The sequence below is a fragment of the Aureimonas sp. N4 genome (assembly GCF_001463925.1).
GTDB lineage: Bacteria > Pseudomonadota > Alphaproteobacteria > Rhizobiales > Rhizobiaceae > Aureimonas > Aureimonas ureilytica_A.
Genome location: NZ_BBWS01000028.1, coordinates 1 through 16,110, shown reverse-complemented (window position 1 = coordinate 16,110; position 16,110 = coordinate 1). Strand labels below are relative to the sequence as shown.

Annotated in this window: 15 protein-coding genes; 5 read left to right on the top strand and 10 right to left on the bottom strand. The window is 64.7% G+C overall.

Annotated elements, in window-relative coordinates; genetic code table 11:
- Positions 1–311: 311 nt before the first annotated feature.
- The 3 genes from AUL28_RS08575 to AUL28_RS08565 are packed head-to-tail and all read left to right on the top strand — an operon-like array spanning position 312 to position 2,902.
- Positions 312–1,046: a metal ABC transporter ATP-binding protein gene (locus tag AUL28_RS08575; RefSeq protein ID WP_062231666.1), complete on the top strand. Its 735-nt coding sequence runs from the start codon at positions 312–314 to the stop codon at positions 1,044–1,046.
- Positions 1,043–1,912 carry a metal ABC transporter permease gene (locus AUL28_RS08570; RefSeq protein ID WP_062231664.1) on the top strand — a complete coding sequence of 290 codons (870 nt, stop codon included), beginning with the start codon at positions 1,043–1,045 and terminating at the stop codon, positions 1,910–1,912. Before AUL28_RS08575 ends, AUL28_RS08570 begins: the two co-directional genes overlap by 4 nt.
- A gap of 27 nt (positions 1,913–1,939) precedes the next feature.
- Positions 1,940–2,902, top strand: a complete 963-nt coding sequence (locus tag AUL28_RS08565) for a metal ABC transporter substrate-binding protein (protein WP_058599551.1) — start codon at positions 1,940–1,942, stop codon at positions 2,900–2,902.
- Between the two features lie 91 nt (positions 2,903–2,993).
- On the opposite strand, the gene AUL28_RS08560 is transcribed toward AUL28_RS08565, so the two are convergent.
- Entirely contained in the window at positions 2,994–3,368 is a 375-nt protein-coding gene (locus AUL28_RS08560; protein ID WP_062231663.1) for a hypothetical protein, read from the bottom strand.
- Between the two features lie 138 nt (positions 3,369–3,506).
- Entirely contained in the window at positions 3,507–4,391 is an 885-nt protein-coding gene (gene trhO, locus AUL28_RS08555; protein WP_062231661.1) for an oxygen-dependent tRNA uridine(34) hydroxylase TrhO, read from the bottom strand.
- A gap of 78 nt (positions 4,392–4,469) precedes the next feature.
- Here trhO and AUL28_RS08550 point away from each other — a divergent pair, with 78 nt between their 5' ends.
- Positions 4,470–5,375: an MBL fold metallo-hydrolase gene (locus AUL28_RS08550; protein WP_062231657.1), complete on the top strand. Its 906-nt coding sequence runs from the start codon at positions 4,470–4,472 to the stop codon at positions 5,373–5,375.
- A 10-nt stretch (positions 5,376–5,385) separates the two neighbouring features.
- Here the strand turns inward: AUL28_RS08550 and AUL28_RS08545 are convergent, their stop codons facing one another.
- The 7 genes from AUL28_RS08545 to AUL28_RS08515 form a co-directional block, all read right to left on the bottom strand.
- Positions 5,386–6,240, bottom strand: coding sequence for a DUF1499 domain-containing protein (locus AUL28_RS08545; RefSeq protein ID WP_062231655.1), 855 nt, complete (start codon positions 6,238–6,240; stop codon positions 5,386–5,388).
- A 58-nt stretch (positions 6,241–6,298) separates the two neighbouring features.
- A complete protein-coding gene (locus AUL28_RS08540) occupies positions 6,299–7,936 on the bottom strand; it encodes a long-chain-fatty-acid--CoA ligase (protein WP_062231653.1) in 1,638 nt (545 codons plus the stop codon).
- Positions 7,937–8,109: 173 nt separating this feature from the next.
- On the bottom strand, positions 8,110–10,788 hold the full coding sequence (gene ppdK / locus AUL28_RS08535) for a pyruvate, phosphate dikinase (protein ID WP_062231651.1): 2,679 nt from the start codon (positions 10,786–10,788) through the stop codon (positions 8,110–8,112).
- A 147-nt stretch (positions 10,789–10,935) separates the two neighbouring features.
- Positions 10,936–11,700, bottom strand: a complete 765-nt coding sequence (locus AUL28_RS08530) for a DsbA family protein (protein ID WP_062231649.1) — start codon at positions 11,698–11,700, stop codon at positions 10,936–10,938.
- Between the two features lie 122 nt (positions 11,701–11,822).
- On the bottom strand, positions 11,823–12,365 hold the full coding sequence (locus AUL28_RS08525) for a DUF721 domain-containing protein (RefSeq protein WP_058633716.1): 543 nt from the start codon (positions 12,363–12,365) through the stop codon (positions 11,823–11,825).
- Positions 12,362–13,591 (bottom strand): O-antigen ligase family protein, encoded by a 1,230-nt coding sequence (locus AUL28_RS08520; RefSeq protein ID WP_062231647.1) that lies wholly within the window; start codon positions 13,589–13,591, stop codon positions 12,362–12,364. The genes AUL28_RS08525 and AUL28_RS08520 overlap by 4 nt, the downstream gene beginning before the upstream one ends.
- A complete protein-coding gene (locus AUL28_RS08515; RefSeq protein WP_192843425.1) occupies positions 13,588–14,340 on the bottom strand; it encodes a glycosyltransferase family 25 protein in 753 nt (250 codons plus the stop codon). Before AUL28_RS08515 ends, AUL28_RS08520 begins: the two co-directional genes overlap by 4 nt.
- 93 nt (positions 14,341–14,433) lie before the next feature.
- Between AUL28_RS08515 and mutY the strand changes: the two genes are divergently transcribed.
- Complete coding sequence (gene mutY, locus AUL28_RS08510; protein WP_062231668.1) at positions 14,434–15,507, top strand: A/G-specific adenine glycosylase; 1,074 nt, start codon at positions 14,434–14,436, stop codon at positions 15,505–15,507.
- On the opposite strand, the gene AUL28_RS08505 is transcribed toward mutY, so the two are convergent.
- Positions 15,504–16,110 (bottom strand): site-specific DNA-methyltransferase (locus AUL28_RS08505; RefSeq protein ID WP_280137266.1); only part of this gene is annotated, 607 nt, incomplete at its 5' end. The two genes, mutY and AUL28_RS08505, sit on opposite strands and share 4 nt — an antisense overlap.

Genomic DNA, 16,110 nt, shown 5'->3' with positions numbered 1-16,110 from the left:
CCTAGCAAAATTCTCTGATCGACTGTCAGGCGGGCTTCTCGGAGCCCGCCTTTTTTCCAGGCCGACGATCCGAGAGACAGCCCAACGATGCCCCGCGATTCCGGGAAATTTCAGAAAGGGCACTGGCCATTCGGCGTGTTACGTTATAACAGTCGGCAAGTCTTTCGAGCCGATGAGCATGTTGCAGCCACCGCGAACCACTGTCCGACCCTCTGCCCTGCGTCGATCCGCATTGGAGCGGGTGGGATTCGTGAGCGTTCCGATCGTGGCGCTCTGGCTCCTCGTCGCATGGGTTCTGGGACACTGAGAGCATGAGCGCTTCCGTTTCCCTCAATGATCTCACGCTGGCCTATCACCGCCAGCCGGCTGTCCGCCACGTTTCCGGCCGTTTCGCGGCAGGCTCCCTGACGGCTATCGTCGGCCCCAACGGCGCGGGCAAGTCCACACTTCTGAAAGGTCTGATGGGCCTCGTTCCCGTGTCCGATGGTCAGATTCGGCTGGACGATATTTCCCGTCACGACATCGCCTATCTTCCCCAAAGCGCCGAAATCGACCGCAGCTTCCCGATCGACGTTCTCGACCTCGTGTCGCTGGGCGCTTGGCGAAAGGCTGGCTTCTTCGGGCGCATTACCGGCGCGCATCTCGCCAGCGTGGCGGACGCGATCCGCGCCGTCGGGCTGGAGGGTTTCGAAAAGCGAGTGATCGGCTCTCTGTCGGGTGGGCAATTGCAACGGGCGCTCTTCGCGCGAATGCTGGTGCAGGATGCGCGGCTCCTGCTGCTCGACGAGCCCTTCACCGCCATCGACGCACGCACCACAGCCGATCTCCTGCGAATCGTGCGCAATTGGAACGCCGAAGGGCGGACGATCATCGCCGTTCTTCACGACATCGAACTCGTTCGCGAGCATTTCCCTCAGACGCTTCTCATCGCCCGCGATCTGGTGGCCTGGGGACACACATCGGACGTTCTCACGAAGGAGCGGCTGCGCGAGGCCAGGAACCTTTCCGAGAACTGGGTGGATCCGTTCGAGAGCGTCGCGGCATGACGCCGGGTGAGTTTTTGCTCGGCCCGTTTCTCGACTACGGCTTTATGGGTCGCGCGATGGTCGGCTGCGTCGCCCTCTCCTTGGGCGCCTGCCCGCTCGGTGTGCTTCTGGTGCTCCGGCGCATGAGCCTTGTCGGCGATGCCATGTCCCATGCCATCCTGCCGGGTGCGGCGGTCGGCTTCCTGATCGCGGGCTTCTCGCTCTTCGCCATGACGATCGGCGGCATCGTCACCGGACTTCTGGTGGCGGGCCTCGCCGGCATCGTATCGCGCTACACGCCGCTGCGCGAAGACGCGAGCTTCGCCGCCTTTTATCTCGCCTCGCTCGGGATCGGCGTTCTTCTCGTCTCCGTTCACGGGTCGAATGTCGATCTTCTCCATGTGCTGTTCGGCACCGTTCTGGCGCTGGACGATCCTGCGATCCTGCTCATCGCCTCCATCGCGACCGTGACGATGCTGCTGCTCGCGCTTGTCTACCGGCCCCTGGTCGCGGAATGTTTCGACCCGCAGTTCCTGCGCGCGGTCGGCGGCGGCGGCGGCGTGGTGCATATGGCCTTCGTGGCGCTCGTCGTCCTCAATCTCGTGGGCGGGTTCCAGGCGCTGGGAACGCTGATGGTGGTGGGCATCATGATGCTACCGGCAACCGCCAGCCGCTTCTGGTCGTCCACCGTGACGGGGCAGATGATCATCTCCTGCCTGATCGGGCTGATTTCCTCCTATGTCGGGCTTCTGATGTCCTTTCATCAGAACCTCCCCGCTTCGCCGGCCATCATTCTTTCGGCCAGCGTCATCTATGCGCTGTCGGTCCTTGTCGGCCGAATCGACAGCGTTTTCGTGCGCAGCATTCAGCTCCGCCATCATCCCTGAACCCGGCCGTCCTTCGAGGACATTTCGATGGTCTTTCGCTCGATTTCCCTCGCGCTGGCGCTTGGCGCCTCGACGCTTGCCTTCTCCCCCGCCTTCGCCGAGCCGCTGAAGGTCGTGGCCTCCTTCTCGATCCTTGGCGACATGGTCAAGGAGATCGGCGGCAAGGATGTCGCCGTCACCACGCTGGTCGGTCCCAACGGCGACGCGCATGTCTACGAGCCCACCCCGCAGGATGCGAAGGCGCTCGGGGAAGCCAAAGTGCTGGTCGAGAACGGCCTGAACATGGAAGGCTGGCTGCCCCGCCTCGTCAAGACGTCGGGCTTCTCCGGCGAAACGGTGATCGCCTCCACAGGCGTGAAGCCGCGCGAACTGACGCCTGAGGAACAGGCTCTGGAAGCCGCCGAGGAGGCACATGACCATGGCGGCGAAGCCCATGCGGAGGCCGATCATGATCACGACCACGTCGATCCGCACGCTTGGCAAGATCTGAAGAACGGCGAGATCTACGCCAAGAACATCGCTGCAGGCCTCGCCAAGGCCGATCCCGAACACGCCAAGGACTATCTCAAGCGCGGCGACGCCTATATCGCAGAGATGAAGGTTCTGGACGAGAAGGTCCGCGCGGAGATTAATCAGGTGCCCGAGAACCAGCGCCTGATCGTGACCTCGCATGATGCCTTCGGCTATTTCGGCCAGGCCTATCATGTGAAGTTCATCGCGCCGCAGGGCGTCTCCACAGAAGCGGAAGCGTCCGCGCAGGACGTGGCCAAGATCATCGACCAGATTCGCGCGCAGCATATCCGCGCCGTCTTTGTCGAGAACATCTCCAACCCGCGCCTGATCGAACAGATCAGCCGAGAGACGAAGGCCAAGGTCGGCGGTTCGCTTTTCTCGGACGCGCTATCGCCGAGCAACGGTCCGGCCCCAACCTATCTCGACATGTTCCGCAACAATGCGGACCAGATCGTCAAGGCGCTCAAGACCAGCTAACGCCTATTCGGGGGCCCGCTCGCCGGGCCCCTGTCCGTTCGGTTCCGTCCCGTCGCCTGAAAGGCGTGACGCGGCTATCGATGGATAGGCTTCAGCTGCACACCGCGCGGTCGATGAAGACGGACGAGATGCTACCGCCGACGCGGTATCGATATTCGACCGAGGCCACCTGCCGCGAGCGCAGGGCCTTCTTCCACATGCCGCAGCGGGCCTTCTCGTCGCCGCGCCGCCAGACGTTCAGCGCGATCCGCTCGTCCGCAACGAATTGAAGCGTGACGAGACGACCATCGAACGTCACCTCCTCCAGAATGCTGCCATCCCCTTGCTGAGCTGGAAGAGTGGACTGGAGCGTGGAGATGTCATTTCGAACATCGGTCGCCCCGCGAGCGAAGGATACGAAATCGACCCTGTCGCTCAGCAGAAGCGCACCGGTGATTCCAAGACCGGCGAGGCCAGCTATATGCATTCTACGGTTACGAAACGTTAGCATGGACGCCTCCGATCACCGGTTGAGGATCGAAGGTTTCTACCCCAATTTTTGTTGCAATGCCGTGACGAAAGAATTGCGTCGCACCCAAACACTTGGGATTTCCACGACTTCCTGTCAGCGTTGACCTTTTGCCATCTGGGATTGGCGCATCCGGAGCGCGCTGGCGCGCTCGGGCGTCAGCCGATCGAAGCAATGCGGGCAGGACACGCCGGGTTCGAAGCGCGAATCGGTCTCGTCCTCCCGCGTGATCGGCGAGCCGCAGCCGAAACATCGCAGCCAGGACTCCGTCTGGCTCAGCTCATGGCCCACCGCCGTCCGTCCGTCGAAGACGTAGCACTCGCCCTGCCACCGGCTTTCGCTGGCGGGAACATCTTCCAGATATTGCAGAATACCGCCTTTGAGGTGGAAGACTTCCGAGAACCCGTGCGCCAGCATGAAGGAGGACGCCTTCTCGCATCGGATGCCGCCGGTGCAGAACATGGCGATCTTCGGCTGGCGCGCGGGATCGAGCTTTTCGCGAACGAAATCCTTGAACTCGGTGAAGCTGTCGATCTCCGGATCGACGGCATTCTCGAAGGTTCCGACCTTGGTCTCATATCGATTTCGCGTGTCGATCACGAGAACGTCGGAGTCGGCCAAAAGAGCGTTCCAGTCGGCCGGGGCGACATAGGTTCCGACCTGCCGGGTCGGGTCGGCCTCGGGCGCGCGCATGGTGATGATCTCGGGGCGAATGCGCACTTTCAGCCGCGCGAAGGGGCGATCGTCGGCCTTTGAATATTTCACCTCGCCTTGGCGGACGCCCAGTCGCCGGTCGAGTTCGTCCACCAGCTCGCCAATGGCCTCGGCGCTGCCGGCAACGGTTCCGTTGACGCCTTCGGAGGCGAGTAGCAACGTGCCGAAGATGCCACGCGCCTGCGCGAACTCGAAGAGCTCGGCGCGCAGCGAGGGCAAATCCGGAATGGAAACGAAACGGTAGAGAGCGACGATGGTCCAAGTCATCAGGCCCTATACTCCGTGCCCGGCCGCGTATCAAACACCCCTTGACTCCACCGCCCGATCTGACGACCTCATGCGCCGATGAGCCTCGATCTCGATACGAATTTTCAGCCCGAGCATGGTCGCCCCGTCGAAGTCGCGCCGGAGATCGTGCGCCTGACGGCGCCCAATGCCAGCCCGATGACCTTCACCGGCACGAACACCTATCTTTTGGGCCGGGACAGATTGCTCGTGATCGACCCCGGCCCAAGGGACGAGCGCCATCTCGAAGCGTTGCTGCGTGCCATCGACGGTCGGCCCGTCGAGTTGATACTGGTGACGCATACCCATCTCGACCACAGCGGCCTGTGCGACGCCTTGAAGGCACGAACCGGCGCCCCTGTCGCAGCGGAAGGCCCGCATCGAACCGCGCGTCCTCTCGCCGCCAACGAGATCAACCGTCTGGACGCCGCCGCCGATCACGCGTTTCGGCCCGACAGGACGTTGCGAGACGGAGAGACTATGACGACCGCCGCCGGGCGGATCACCGGCATCGCGACCCCTGGCCATACCGCCAATCACATGGCTTTCGCACTGGAGGGATCCGGCATCCTCTTCTCAGGCGATCATGTGATGTCCTGGTCGACATCGATCGTCGCCCCGCCGGATGGTGGGATGGCGGACTATATGACCTCGCTCGACAAGCTCCTGCTTCGCTCGGATACGCTCTATCTGCCCGGCCATGGCGGGCCGATCACCAAGCCCCTCGCCTTCGTGCGGGCGCTGCGCACCCACCGGCGCATGCGCGAGCAGGCCATTCTGGAGCGTGTTCGCGCGGGAGATCGAATGATTCCCGACATCGTGAGGGCCATCTATCGCAGCACGCCGGTGGCGCTGCACGGCGCGGCGGCACTCTCGGTCTTCGCGCATCTTGAAAATCTATGCGAGCGCGGGCTGGTGGCGACGGAAGGCGACTGTGCCTTGAGCGGGCGTTTCGAACCTCGTTAAGGCAACCAGCTCAGCTTTCCGGCGCGACGCCTTCCAGCACCTTCATCGCCTCGTCCAGCCGATCCAGAAAACCCTGGATCAGCCGGCGGTTCTCGCCGAGATCGCGCTCCAGAGTACGCGAAACCGAACGGACATCGACATAGGTTGTCCCGTCATTCTCGACGATACGGATCGTCATGTCGCTCGGGAACGCGAAGAGCGGCGCATAGGCGGTGGCCTGAATTGTATAATCGTCGGAATCGAGATCGGCGAACTCGTCTGTCTCTTCGTCTTCCTCTTCGTCCAAACGAAGCGAGTCGCGCAGCGTCGGGATCGGCACGAGCACCGTGCCGGAGACGCCGAGATCAGGCCCTTCCGGGCGCGCCATGTCGGGTGTGCGCACATCGACCAGCACCATGCCGCGCTTTTCCATGGCGGTTCGCGCAGCCTGAAACACGGTCGAAGCCGTCGCCTGAAAGTCGCGCCCGACCAGAACGCCGTCCTGCGTCGGGATGGGCTGGGCCGCAAGAGCCATGGCACTCATCCCGGTCGTTTCGGCCGCGTGGCCTTCGGGATATTTCGATAAGAGATAGGCCGCTCCCAGAAAGGGCGCGGCAGCCAGCCCGCCGACCAGCAGCGCCCCGATGGCCCGAGCGCCCCCGCGCGCGCCGTTGCGCCAGATCAGGAGAATGGCAAAGACCGCCAGAAGCAACCCCAGCGCCGCGAGCCCGCCCGCCAAGGCGAGGGAAAGCGACAGGACCGCTTGATCGAGGAGATGCAGGCGAAAGAACAGGACCGAGACGGGAAGCAGCGCGAGGGCGAACAGGGCAAGGTTCCAGGCCCAGTCCGCGCTCCGGCTGCGCCCCGTCAGATAATGTCCCGCCACGTCGCCGCCCCGCTTTTCGTCCTCAGCGGTGTATCAGATGCCGGCGAGGCGCGACAGTTCAAGCCGCGCTTTCGCTCGTCGGCAGACGATAGGAGGCGAACTGCTTGCGCAACTCCATCTTCTGGATCTTGCCGGTGGCCGTGTGCGGAATTGCATCCACGAACACCACGTCATCGGGCATCCACCAGCGCGCGACCCGCCCGTTCAGGTGATCGATCAAGTCCTGGCGCGTCAGCCGCGCGCCCTCGCGTGGGACGACGACGAGAAGCGGGCGCTCGTCCCATTTGGGATGCGCAACCCCGATCACCGCAGCCTCCGCGACATCGGGATGGCCGACCGCCAGATTTTCCAGCTCGATCGTCGAAATCCATTCGCCGCCGGACTTGATGACGTCCTTGGCGCGGTCAGTGATCTGCATGGTCCCGTTGGCGTCGATATGGGCGACATCGCCCGTATCGAACCAGTCGTCCGCCCCGAAAGCCTCCGAGCCCGCCCCCTTGTGATAGGCCGAGGAAATGGCCAAGCCGCGAACCTTCAGGCGACCGAAACGTCGGCCGTCCCGCGGCAATTCGCGGTCCTCATCATCCGTCACCTTGATCTCCACGCCGAACGGGGCGCGGCCTTGTTTGGATTTGAGCGCGTAAAGCATCTCGTCGTCCAAACCGTCCCATTCCGGCGTCGGCGCATTCAGCGTGCCGAGCGGGCTCGTTTCGGTCATGCCCCAGGCATGGACGACCTCCACACCGTATCGCTTCTCGAACGCCTCGAGAATGGCGCGCGGACAAGCCGCACCGCCGATCACCACGCGCTTGAGATCAGGCAGGAGACCGCCGCTCGCCTGAAGATGCTGAAGCAGCATCATCCAAACCGTCGGCACCGCCGCGCTGAAGGTCACGCGCTCGCTCGTCAACAGCTCATGGATCGACGCGCCATCCATTTTCGGCCCCGGCAAAACCATCGCCGCGCCCACCATTGGACAGGAAAAGGCAATGCCCCAGCCGTTGGCGTGGAAGAGTGGGACGACGGGCATGATCCGGTCGCGGCAGGACAGATTCATCGCGTCCGGCTGGATCGCGATCATGGAATGGAGAACGTTCGAGCGATGCGAATAGACAACGCCTTTCGGCATCCCCGTCGTGCCTGAGGTGTAGCACATGCCGGCGGCGTCCCGCTCATCGAGCTTGACCCATTGGAAATCCTCGTCCGCCTCGGCCAGCCATGTCTCGTAGGGCACGATGTCGAGCGTGCTCTCCGGCAGATGCGCTTCGTCGGTCAGGATCACGATGCGGCGCAGGCTCGGTACACGCGGCGCCACCGCTTCGAGGATGGGCAGGAAGGTCAGATCGGCGAAGAGGATTTCGTCCTCGGCATCGTTCATGATCCAGGCGATCTGATCGGGGAACAAACGCGGGTTCAGCGTGTGATAGACCGCCCCCGCCCCGACGATGCCGTACCAGCATTCCAGGTGACGCCAGGTGTTCCAGGCCATGGTGGCGACTCGAGAACCAGACTGGATGCCGTCCGCCTGAAGGCGCTTGGCCAAGCGGAGCGCGCGGACGCGGACGTCAGCATAGGTCGTGCGATGGATTGGCCCTTCCACCGAGCGGGACACGATCTCGCGCGCGCCATGGTTGAGCGCCGCGTGATCGATCACCTTCGTGCACAGAAGCGGCCAGTCCTGCATCAAGCCCAACATCACACTTTCCTCCCGCCATTCGCGCCGCTGCCCGGCGTCTGAGCGGTCAAGTGTTCCGAAGATCCGGCGGCTTGTCCAGCCGCCGAGTCCAAGGCGGAATGACGAGGCTGTGAGGGGTCGGTGACACGCGTTGTCCGTGCGCGAAAGGCACCTCGGCTTTCGCTGGAAATGCTCTAGAACCTCGTGCGAGTTTTAGGTGCAGCCGCCGTGCGGATAGCGCGCTCGAACCGGATTGCCGCCTGCGCGGCAGCCAGACGAGCAATCGGCACGCGATACGGTGAGCAGGACACGTAATCCAGCCCCGTGCGCTCGAAGAAGGCGATGGACGCGGGATCGCCGCCCTGCTCGCCGCAGACGCCGAGCGGAATGTCGGGCCGCGTGCGGCGCGCCTTCTCGACGCCGAGCGCGATCAACTCGCCGACACCCTCGATGTCCAACGTCTGGAACGGATCACGCTCGATGATTCCCTGCCGCTCATAGGCCGACAGGAAGTTCGCCGCGTCGTCGCGCGAGATGCCATAGACGGTCTGGGTCAGGTCGTTGGTGCCGAAGGAGAAGAAGTCGGCGACCTCCGCGATCGTGTCGGCGCGGACGATGGCGCGCGGCAATTCGATCATGGTTCCCACGAGATAGGTGATCTCGCGGTTGCGCTCCGCCATCACGAGCTTGGCCACCCCGTCGACGCGCGCCTTCACGAAATCCAGTTCCTTGCGCAGCCCGACCAGCGGCACCATGATCTCGGGCACGACCGCCTTGCCCTTGCGCTCGCCGGCCTCGATCGCCGCCTCAAAAATCGCGCGCGCCTGCATTTCCACGATCTCGGGATGAGAGATGGCCAGCCGGCAGCCGCGATGGCCGAGCATCGGGTTGAACTCGTGGAGCGCGTCGATCCGCTCGTTCACGACGGCCACGCTGATGCCGAGCGAGGATGCGGTTTCGGTGATTTCCTGATCGCCCTTGGGCAGGAACTCATGAAGCGGCGGGTCGAGCAGGCGGATCATCACCGGCATTCCGGCCATGATCTCGAACAGTTCGATGAAGTCGGAGCGCTGGATCGGCAGGAGCTTGTCGAGAGCCGCGCGCCGGCCCGCTTCGTCGCGCGCCAGGATCATCTCGCGCATCATGGAAATGCGCTCGCCCTCGAAGAACATATGTTCCGTGCGGCAAAGGCCGATGCCCTCCGCGCCGAAGGCCCGCGCCGCGCGCGCTTCGGCCGGCGTTTCGGCATTGGTGCGCACGCGCATTCGCCGTGCGCGGTCTGAGAACTCCATCAGCGTGGCGAAGTCGCCGGTCAGCGAGGGGCGTTTGAGCTTGGGCGCGCCGGCAATGACCTCGCCGGTCGTACCATCGATCGTCAGCCAGTCGCCATATTCCAGCACTCGGCCGGACGCCGTTAGCGTGCCGGCCTCGGTATTGACGCGCAGCGCCCCCGCGCCGGTGACACAGGGCTTGCCGATGCCGCGCGCGACAACGGCGGCGTGGCTTGTCGTGCCGCCGCGAACTGTCAGCACGCCTTCCGTCACGTGCATTCCATGCACGTCCTCCGGCAGGGTCTCGTTGCGAACCAGGATGGACTTGCGCCCTTCGGCCGCCAGCGCGATCGCCTGTTCGGACGAGAAAACGATCTGCCCGCTCGCAGCGCCCGGCGAGGCCGGCATTCCCTTGCCGATGACGACGACCTCTTCGCCGCGCTCGATCGAGGGATGCAGCAATTGGTCAAGCGCCGAGGGCTCGATCCGCAGCAGCGCGTCTTCCTCGCCGATCAGCCCTTCGCGCGTCATGGCGATGGCGATGCGGATGCCCTCGGCCACGCTGCGCTTGAGAATGCGTGACTGGAGCAGGAACAGCTCGCCGTCCCCGACCATAAAATCGATCTCGCAGGCATCGCCCATATGAGCTTCGATGCGTCGCGCATGATCGGCCAATGCGCTGAGGTCGGCGGGAAACAGGGATTGAATGCTGGGCGCACCGAGATCGATCGGCTCCACATGCGGCTGGATACCGTCGCCACCCCGGCCGCCCAGCGCAAATTCGCCGGTCAGCTGCGGCTCGCCCGTCTTGAGGTCGCGCGAGAGCGCACGGCCGGTGCCGGATTTCTCGCCCCGCTCGTTGAAGATCATGGCATGGATGGTAACCGCCAGACCGGCGTTCTCGCCGATCCCGTGCACCATACGAAAGGCCCGCGCGACCGGGCCGCGCCAGCTTGCAAAGCTTGCTTCCACTACGCGGTAAAGCTGTTCGAGAGGCGATTGCGGCATCGCCTCGCCCACCTCGTCCTCCACGAAGGACAGGTAGGCGCCGATGAGCGTGCGCCAATCCACGAGGGAATGGGGCTCGCCACCTTGCCAGCCGGAGCGCTCGCGCTGCTTGTCGGCCACCTCGTCGAACTCGCCGGGGTCCATGCTATAGACCAGCGAGCAATAGCTTTCGATGAAACGACGATAGCTGCGAAAGGCGAAGCCGAGATCGCCAAGCTCCTGCGCCAGACGCTCCACCGTGCGATTGTTGAGGCCGACATCGAGAACCGTATCGGCCAGCCCGGGCATGATGGCGCGGGCGCTGGTGCGCACCGCCAGAAGCAGAGGTTTGTCAGAGCCGTCGAACGTGCGCCCCGTCACCCCTTCCAGCCATTCGATGGCCGCCAGCATTTCGTTGCGCAGCGCCGGGGGAAGGTCGCTCCCCGCCGCCACGGCCTCGCGCCAGGCCGACGTCGAGATCGTGAACCCCGGCGGCACCGGCAAATCGAGAGAGGCCAGAACAGCGAGGTTCGAGCCTTTCAGCCCGAGCGCTTCCGTCGCATCGGCCGTTCGATCGGCGGCACCTCGTCGGAAGGTGAACAGTCTTTTGGCCATCGAAATATCTGACTATCCCGGCGGCTTCGAAACCGCGATCACTTCAGCCTGCGATCTTTACGCAAATGCGCGCGCCGCGCCAATGCTGCAGCGCGGCACCCGAGCGATTTCATCTCGAAGATCAAATGATTCGATCTTTCGATGGTCTCAGAGATGCTTGTCGATGATCGCCGCCATCTCATCGGCCGACATGGCACCGGCATATTTGTCGCCATTGATGAAGAAGGTGGGTGTCGCGGACACGCCGAACTCCTTCTGCCCGGCTTCCTGCACCGCCACGACCTTGCCCTGCAGCTCGGTGTTCTGGAGGCAGGCCTTGAACTGATCCTGCGACATGCCGGCGAGCTGCGCGATCTTCAGGAGCGCGACGGAGGCATTCTCGGCGGCCGCCCAGTCCCGCTGCTGGTCGAACAGGACATCGACCATCGCGGTGCGACGCTCGTCACCGGCGCAACGCGCCAGCATGAAGGCGGCAACGGCGCGCGGGTCGAAGGGGAACTCGCGAAGGATGAGCTTTGCCTTGCCCGTGTCGAGATAGTCCTTCTTGATCGCCGGGTAGCTCTCGGAATGGAAGTCGCGGCAGTGCGAGCAGGTCATCGAGGCATATTCGACGATCGTCACAGGCGCGTCGGCCTTACCGATCACCACATCCGGCAGGGCCTGCGGTGCCATGAGCTTGGCGACATCCACCTTACCTTCGGAGGCGGGAGGCGTCGCAGCGGACGGGTTGGTGGCGCGGGTCATGGGCTGGCCGGAGGCGGAGGTTTCCGCCGGCGTCGCGCTCTGGCTCCAGGCCGTTCCCGCCGCGCCCAGCGTCATCGCCAGCATGGCCGCGCCCGCGACGAGGACCGTACGTCTGCGCTTCGAAGCCACGCCGGATGTGATGCGGGTCGTCTCGTTCGGGAGGGTCATGATCTCGACTCGGCCTTTCGCGAAAGAAGCCCCATCGGCTTCGCCATGCCCGACCTAGCGCAGGAAATGTGGCAAATCCAACGTAAGCGCGCCTGTCCGCCGGCAAAACCCGTCGAAAACGACTATCGCCCGCCGCGATCGCGCTCGGCGGCGTTGCGCCCGAGCACGGTTTCGCCGAAGCGCTCCAGCGCGGAGCGAAGGCGCGGGTTCTCGATTCGCGAGGTCGCTTCCGCGATCATCTGGCGATCGCCGGGGCCGATCGGCTTGGACGGCACCTTGCGGCTGACGCGGTGAATCTGCACGGGCTTCTGAACGATGCGAAGGCGCGAAACGGCGGGATAGCCGAAATAGCCGTTGACCCGCGTCAGCAGTTCCTGCGCTTCGTGCTGAAGGCGCAGGACATAGGCCCCCTCGCAGGCGACCACCAGAGTGGCCGGCTCGAACGGATCGTCGTCGCTACGCCTCGGCGGCCAGAGAAGCTTCTCCGGGCGGCATCCCTGTTCGAGCCGGAGGCCGGCGATCTCCGGCCAAGCCGAGAGAAGCCCAGCCGTCATCCCCGCCCGTTTGGACACGATCGGGTCCACCAGATCGGAGACGAGATCGGCGAGCGGGCGCGGCCCGCGCGGCTTCGACGGTCGTGTGCTCTTGTCTCCTCCGTCCTTCATCGTGTTCCCTTAAGGTCTGACTCAGGGAGAAAATGTCGCTGCCGTGCGATCGTCGCCAAAACGGTGCCCATCGTGCCGAACAACACGATCAACGTCCATTCGTTCAGGAGGACGCCGTGAAACGAGCCGAAGGACACGAGAAAGGCGACGAGAAGACAGGAAACTTCTCGCAGACCGCGCGATGCCGTCCGACGAAACACCGTGACCAGAAAGCTCGCGAAGACCGAGAGCATCAGACCCAGACCGATCAGCCCGCTCGAAATCGCCTCATCCAGAACGAAATTGTGCAGGTGCTGGTAGTAGGTGACCATATAGGCGTTGCGACCGGCCTTCTCACCGGCGGCTTCCATCTTGTGCGTTCCGCCAACCCCGATCAGCGGATGCTCGCCGATGACGAGCAAGGCCGATTTCCACATGACGAGCCGCACATCCACCGAACCCGTGACGTCTCCGGTCGCCTCGAAATTCTGCACTTCGCTGACGCCGCTCTCGAAACGCTCGCTCAGCATCCGACTGGCGGGGTAGGCCAAAAGAATCAAGCCAAGGCCTGCGGCAATGGCGAGTTTCCACGAGACGCGGAACCGCCCGCCGCCAGCCATGCGCAGGACATCCGCAAGTGCCGCGAAGACCACGACTACGAGAGCCGCGCGCGTTCCCGACAGAAGAATCGGAACGATCGAAAGATAGGTCCATCCCGCGCCATTGGGCAGCCAGCGCCAGGGGCGAACCGCCGGCAGCCGGGCTGCCAGCCCGACCACGCCCGCCACGAAGGCAAACAGCGCCTCGTTCGCGCCGAGCCCGACGCGATCGCCGACCATGACATAGTTGATCGGCGTTGCCACCAGCAATGCCAGAAGGGCGAGACGTGCGCCCGTCGCCAGCGCGTCTGCCGGTCGTCTCACGAGACAGAGCCCGATCGGAAAGAACACGAAGGCCAACTCGATTGCGGCATAGGACAGGACCCGATTCCCCGAGACCGGCTCTCCGCGCAGGAGGCTGAGGCCGATTTGCCAGAAGGACCAAGCGAGAAGCAGGCCGGAGAAAACCACCGGTGCGCTTCGGCGGGCGCGGTGGCGGATCAAAGCAAGGTAGAGGCCGCAGAGCGCGAAGAACAGAAAGGCGACCTTGCCCGCACCCAGCATGAGGCCCAGCAGAAAAATGCCACCGCCCAGAATGAAAGGGTCGATCCTGCGGCGCAGAAGAAGTGTCCGGCCCATGATGGTCATGTCATGTGTCGTCCCGTGGTCGCGGTGCGCCAGATGCGCCGCGCCAGATCCTGCGTGCGGAAGGCCAGCGTCGGCAGACGCCGCCATGCGGGAAGTTTCATCGCGGCGTACTGGCTGGTTTCCCGCGTCAGGCTGGTCTTCGACAGCGATCCGAAGCCGACCAGATCGGGCCAGATGTCATAGGTGCGCAGGCCCGTCGCCCAGCCGCGCTCCAACGCGACATCATAAGGAAGACGCATCGGGGTGAGCGCATCGGCCAGCCGCCCGGCTGCCTCGCGGCGAACGATATAGGCGGCAGCGCTCCCGGTCGGCCCGAAATAGGTCGCGCAGAGTTGGCGGCCGCGTGGGAGGTCGCGCACCACCTTGCGCGCCGCGCGGCGATGATGGGCAAAGCGCACCACGTCCCAATCGTCCCGATCCGCCAGGGCTTCCAGAACGGGCGCGAGATCGGGCAGCGGCTTGATGTCGTCCTCGAAGATCACGCCCGCCTCCGCCTCGCTGGCGGCGATGCGGCGCAAGGCCGCAAGATGGCTGGCATAGCAGCCATATTCCCCGTCCATCGGCCGCTTCCCATGGTCGCGCAGAAAGCCGGACCGATCGAGAAGCACGCGTTCCGCGTCCGGCACGCTCTTTCCATCCACGGCGGCGACCCGTATCAGGTCGATGCCCGAGGCGGCGGCTTCCGCGCGAATGGCGGCGAGGCGTTCGGGCGAGCGGTCGAGGTTGATGACGAAGAATTCGATCTTCAAGAATATATCCCGCTGGACGGCGGCATCACGGCTGCCGGCGATCAGCGCGTCGGATGGACGGGCACAGGCTCGAAGTCAAGCCGCGAGGTCGGCATGACCGGATTGCCTCCTTTTTCGGATCGATTGCTGGGCTGGTATGATCGCCATGCCCGCAGTCTGCCTTGGCGCGTTTCACCCGGCGACCGCGCGCAGGGCGTGCGGCCCGATCCCTACCGGGTCTGGCTGTCGGAGGTCATGCTGCAACAGACGACGGTGGCCGCGGTCAAAAGCTATTTTGCCGTTTTCACAGGGCGTTGGCCAAATGTCCAAGCGCTGGCGAACGCGGCCGACGAGGATGTCATGGCCGCCTGGGCGGGGCTTGGCTATTACGCCCGCGCGCGCAACCTTCTCGCCTGCGCCCGCGAAGTGACGCGCCATCGAAACGGTCGCTTTCCCGAAACCGCCGATGCCTTGCGCGATCTTCCCGGGATCGGCGACTACACTTCGGCGGCCATCGCCTCCATCGCCTTCGAGGAGCCGGCGCCCGTGGTGGACGGCAATATCGAACGGGTAACGACACGGCTTTACGCGATCGAGACGCCCCTGCCCGCCGCGCGCAAGGCAATTCGCATGCGCGTCGCGGAGATGACGCCACAGAGCCGCGCCGGCGACTTTGCCCAGGCCATGATGGATTTGGGTGCTACCATCTGCACGCCCCGATCGCCGACCTGCATCCTTTGCCCCGTCAGCGAGGGCTGCGTGGCGCGGCAAGAGGGGCGGCAGGACGAGTTTCCGAAGAAACTCGCCAAGAAGGCGAAACCGTCCCGGCGTGGTGCGGCTTTCGTGGCCCGGCGGGCGCGCGACGGCGCGATCCTGCTCCGCCGCCGACCGGCGTCGGGAATGCTCGGGGGCATGGCCGAACCCTTCACCACCGACTGGAGTTCGAAAACTGATGGGGCGACGGGATCTAGCGCCGCGCCCTTCGCAGCCGACTGGCGGCGCGCGGGCGAAGTCACCCATGGCTTCACCCATTTCGACCTGACGCTGGAAGTCTGGCTGGCGACGATCGAAGCCGAGCCGACCGACGCAGGCTGGTGGGCACAGGCCGGCGATCTGAATGCCGCCGGATTGCCGACGCTGATGCGCAAGGCCGTCGAGGCGGCTTTGGCCGCCGATTCGTCTCGCTAGAGCCCGGCCTTTGCGATGGCGTCGCGCACGATCTGGCGCAACGCGTCGATCGGCTTGAGGCTGGCCCCGTCCACGACATGCCAGAAGGTCCAGCCGTTGCAGGCGTCGAGCCCCTGCACCCGCGCTCCGATCTTGTGGATCGAAGCCGGCTCCGCGCCCTCGGCCCGGATCGTCCCGTCCGCCTGGACATAGGCCCGGTGACGCCCCCGCGCGCAGCTCAGCATCGTGCCGGGCTGGACGAGGCCCATGTCGAGAAGCGTCGCAAAGGGCACGCGCGGCTCGGCCCGCTTGCCGCCATTGGTCGCCAGCGCGTCCGCCGACAAAGGCTCGACCTCCAGAATGCGCTCGGCCGCCGCCTCGATATAGCTGTCCTCGCGCTCGATGCCCACGAAATGCCGCCCCAGGCGCTTGGCCACCGCCCCGGTCGTGCCCGTGCCGAAGAACGGATCGAGGATCGTGTCGCCCGGCTTGGTGGACGACAGGATCACGCGCGCCAGAAGCGCCTCGGGCTTCTGCGTCGGGTGCACCTTGCCGCCCTCCTCGTCGCGCAGGCGTTCCGCGCCCGAGCAGATCGGGAACAGCCAATCCGAGCGCATCTGCGTA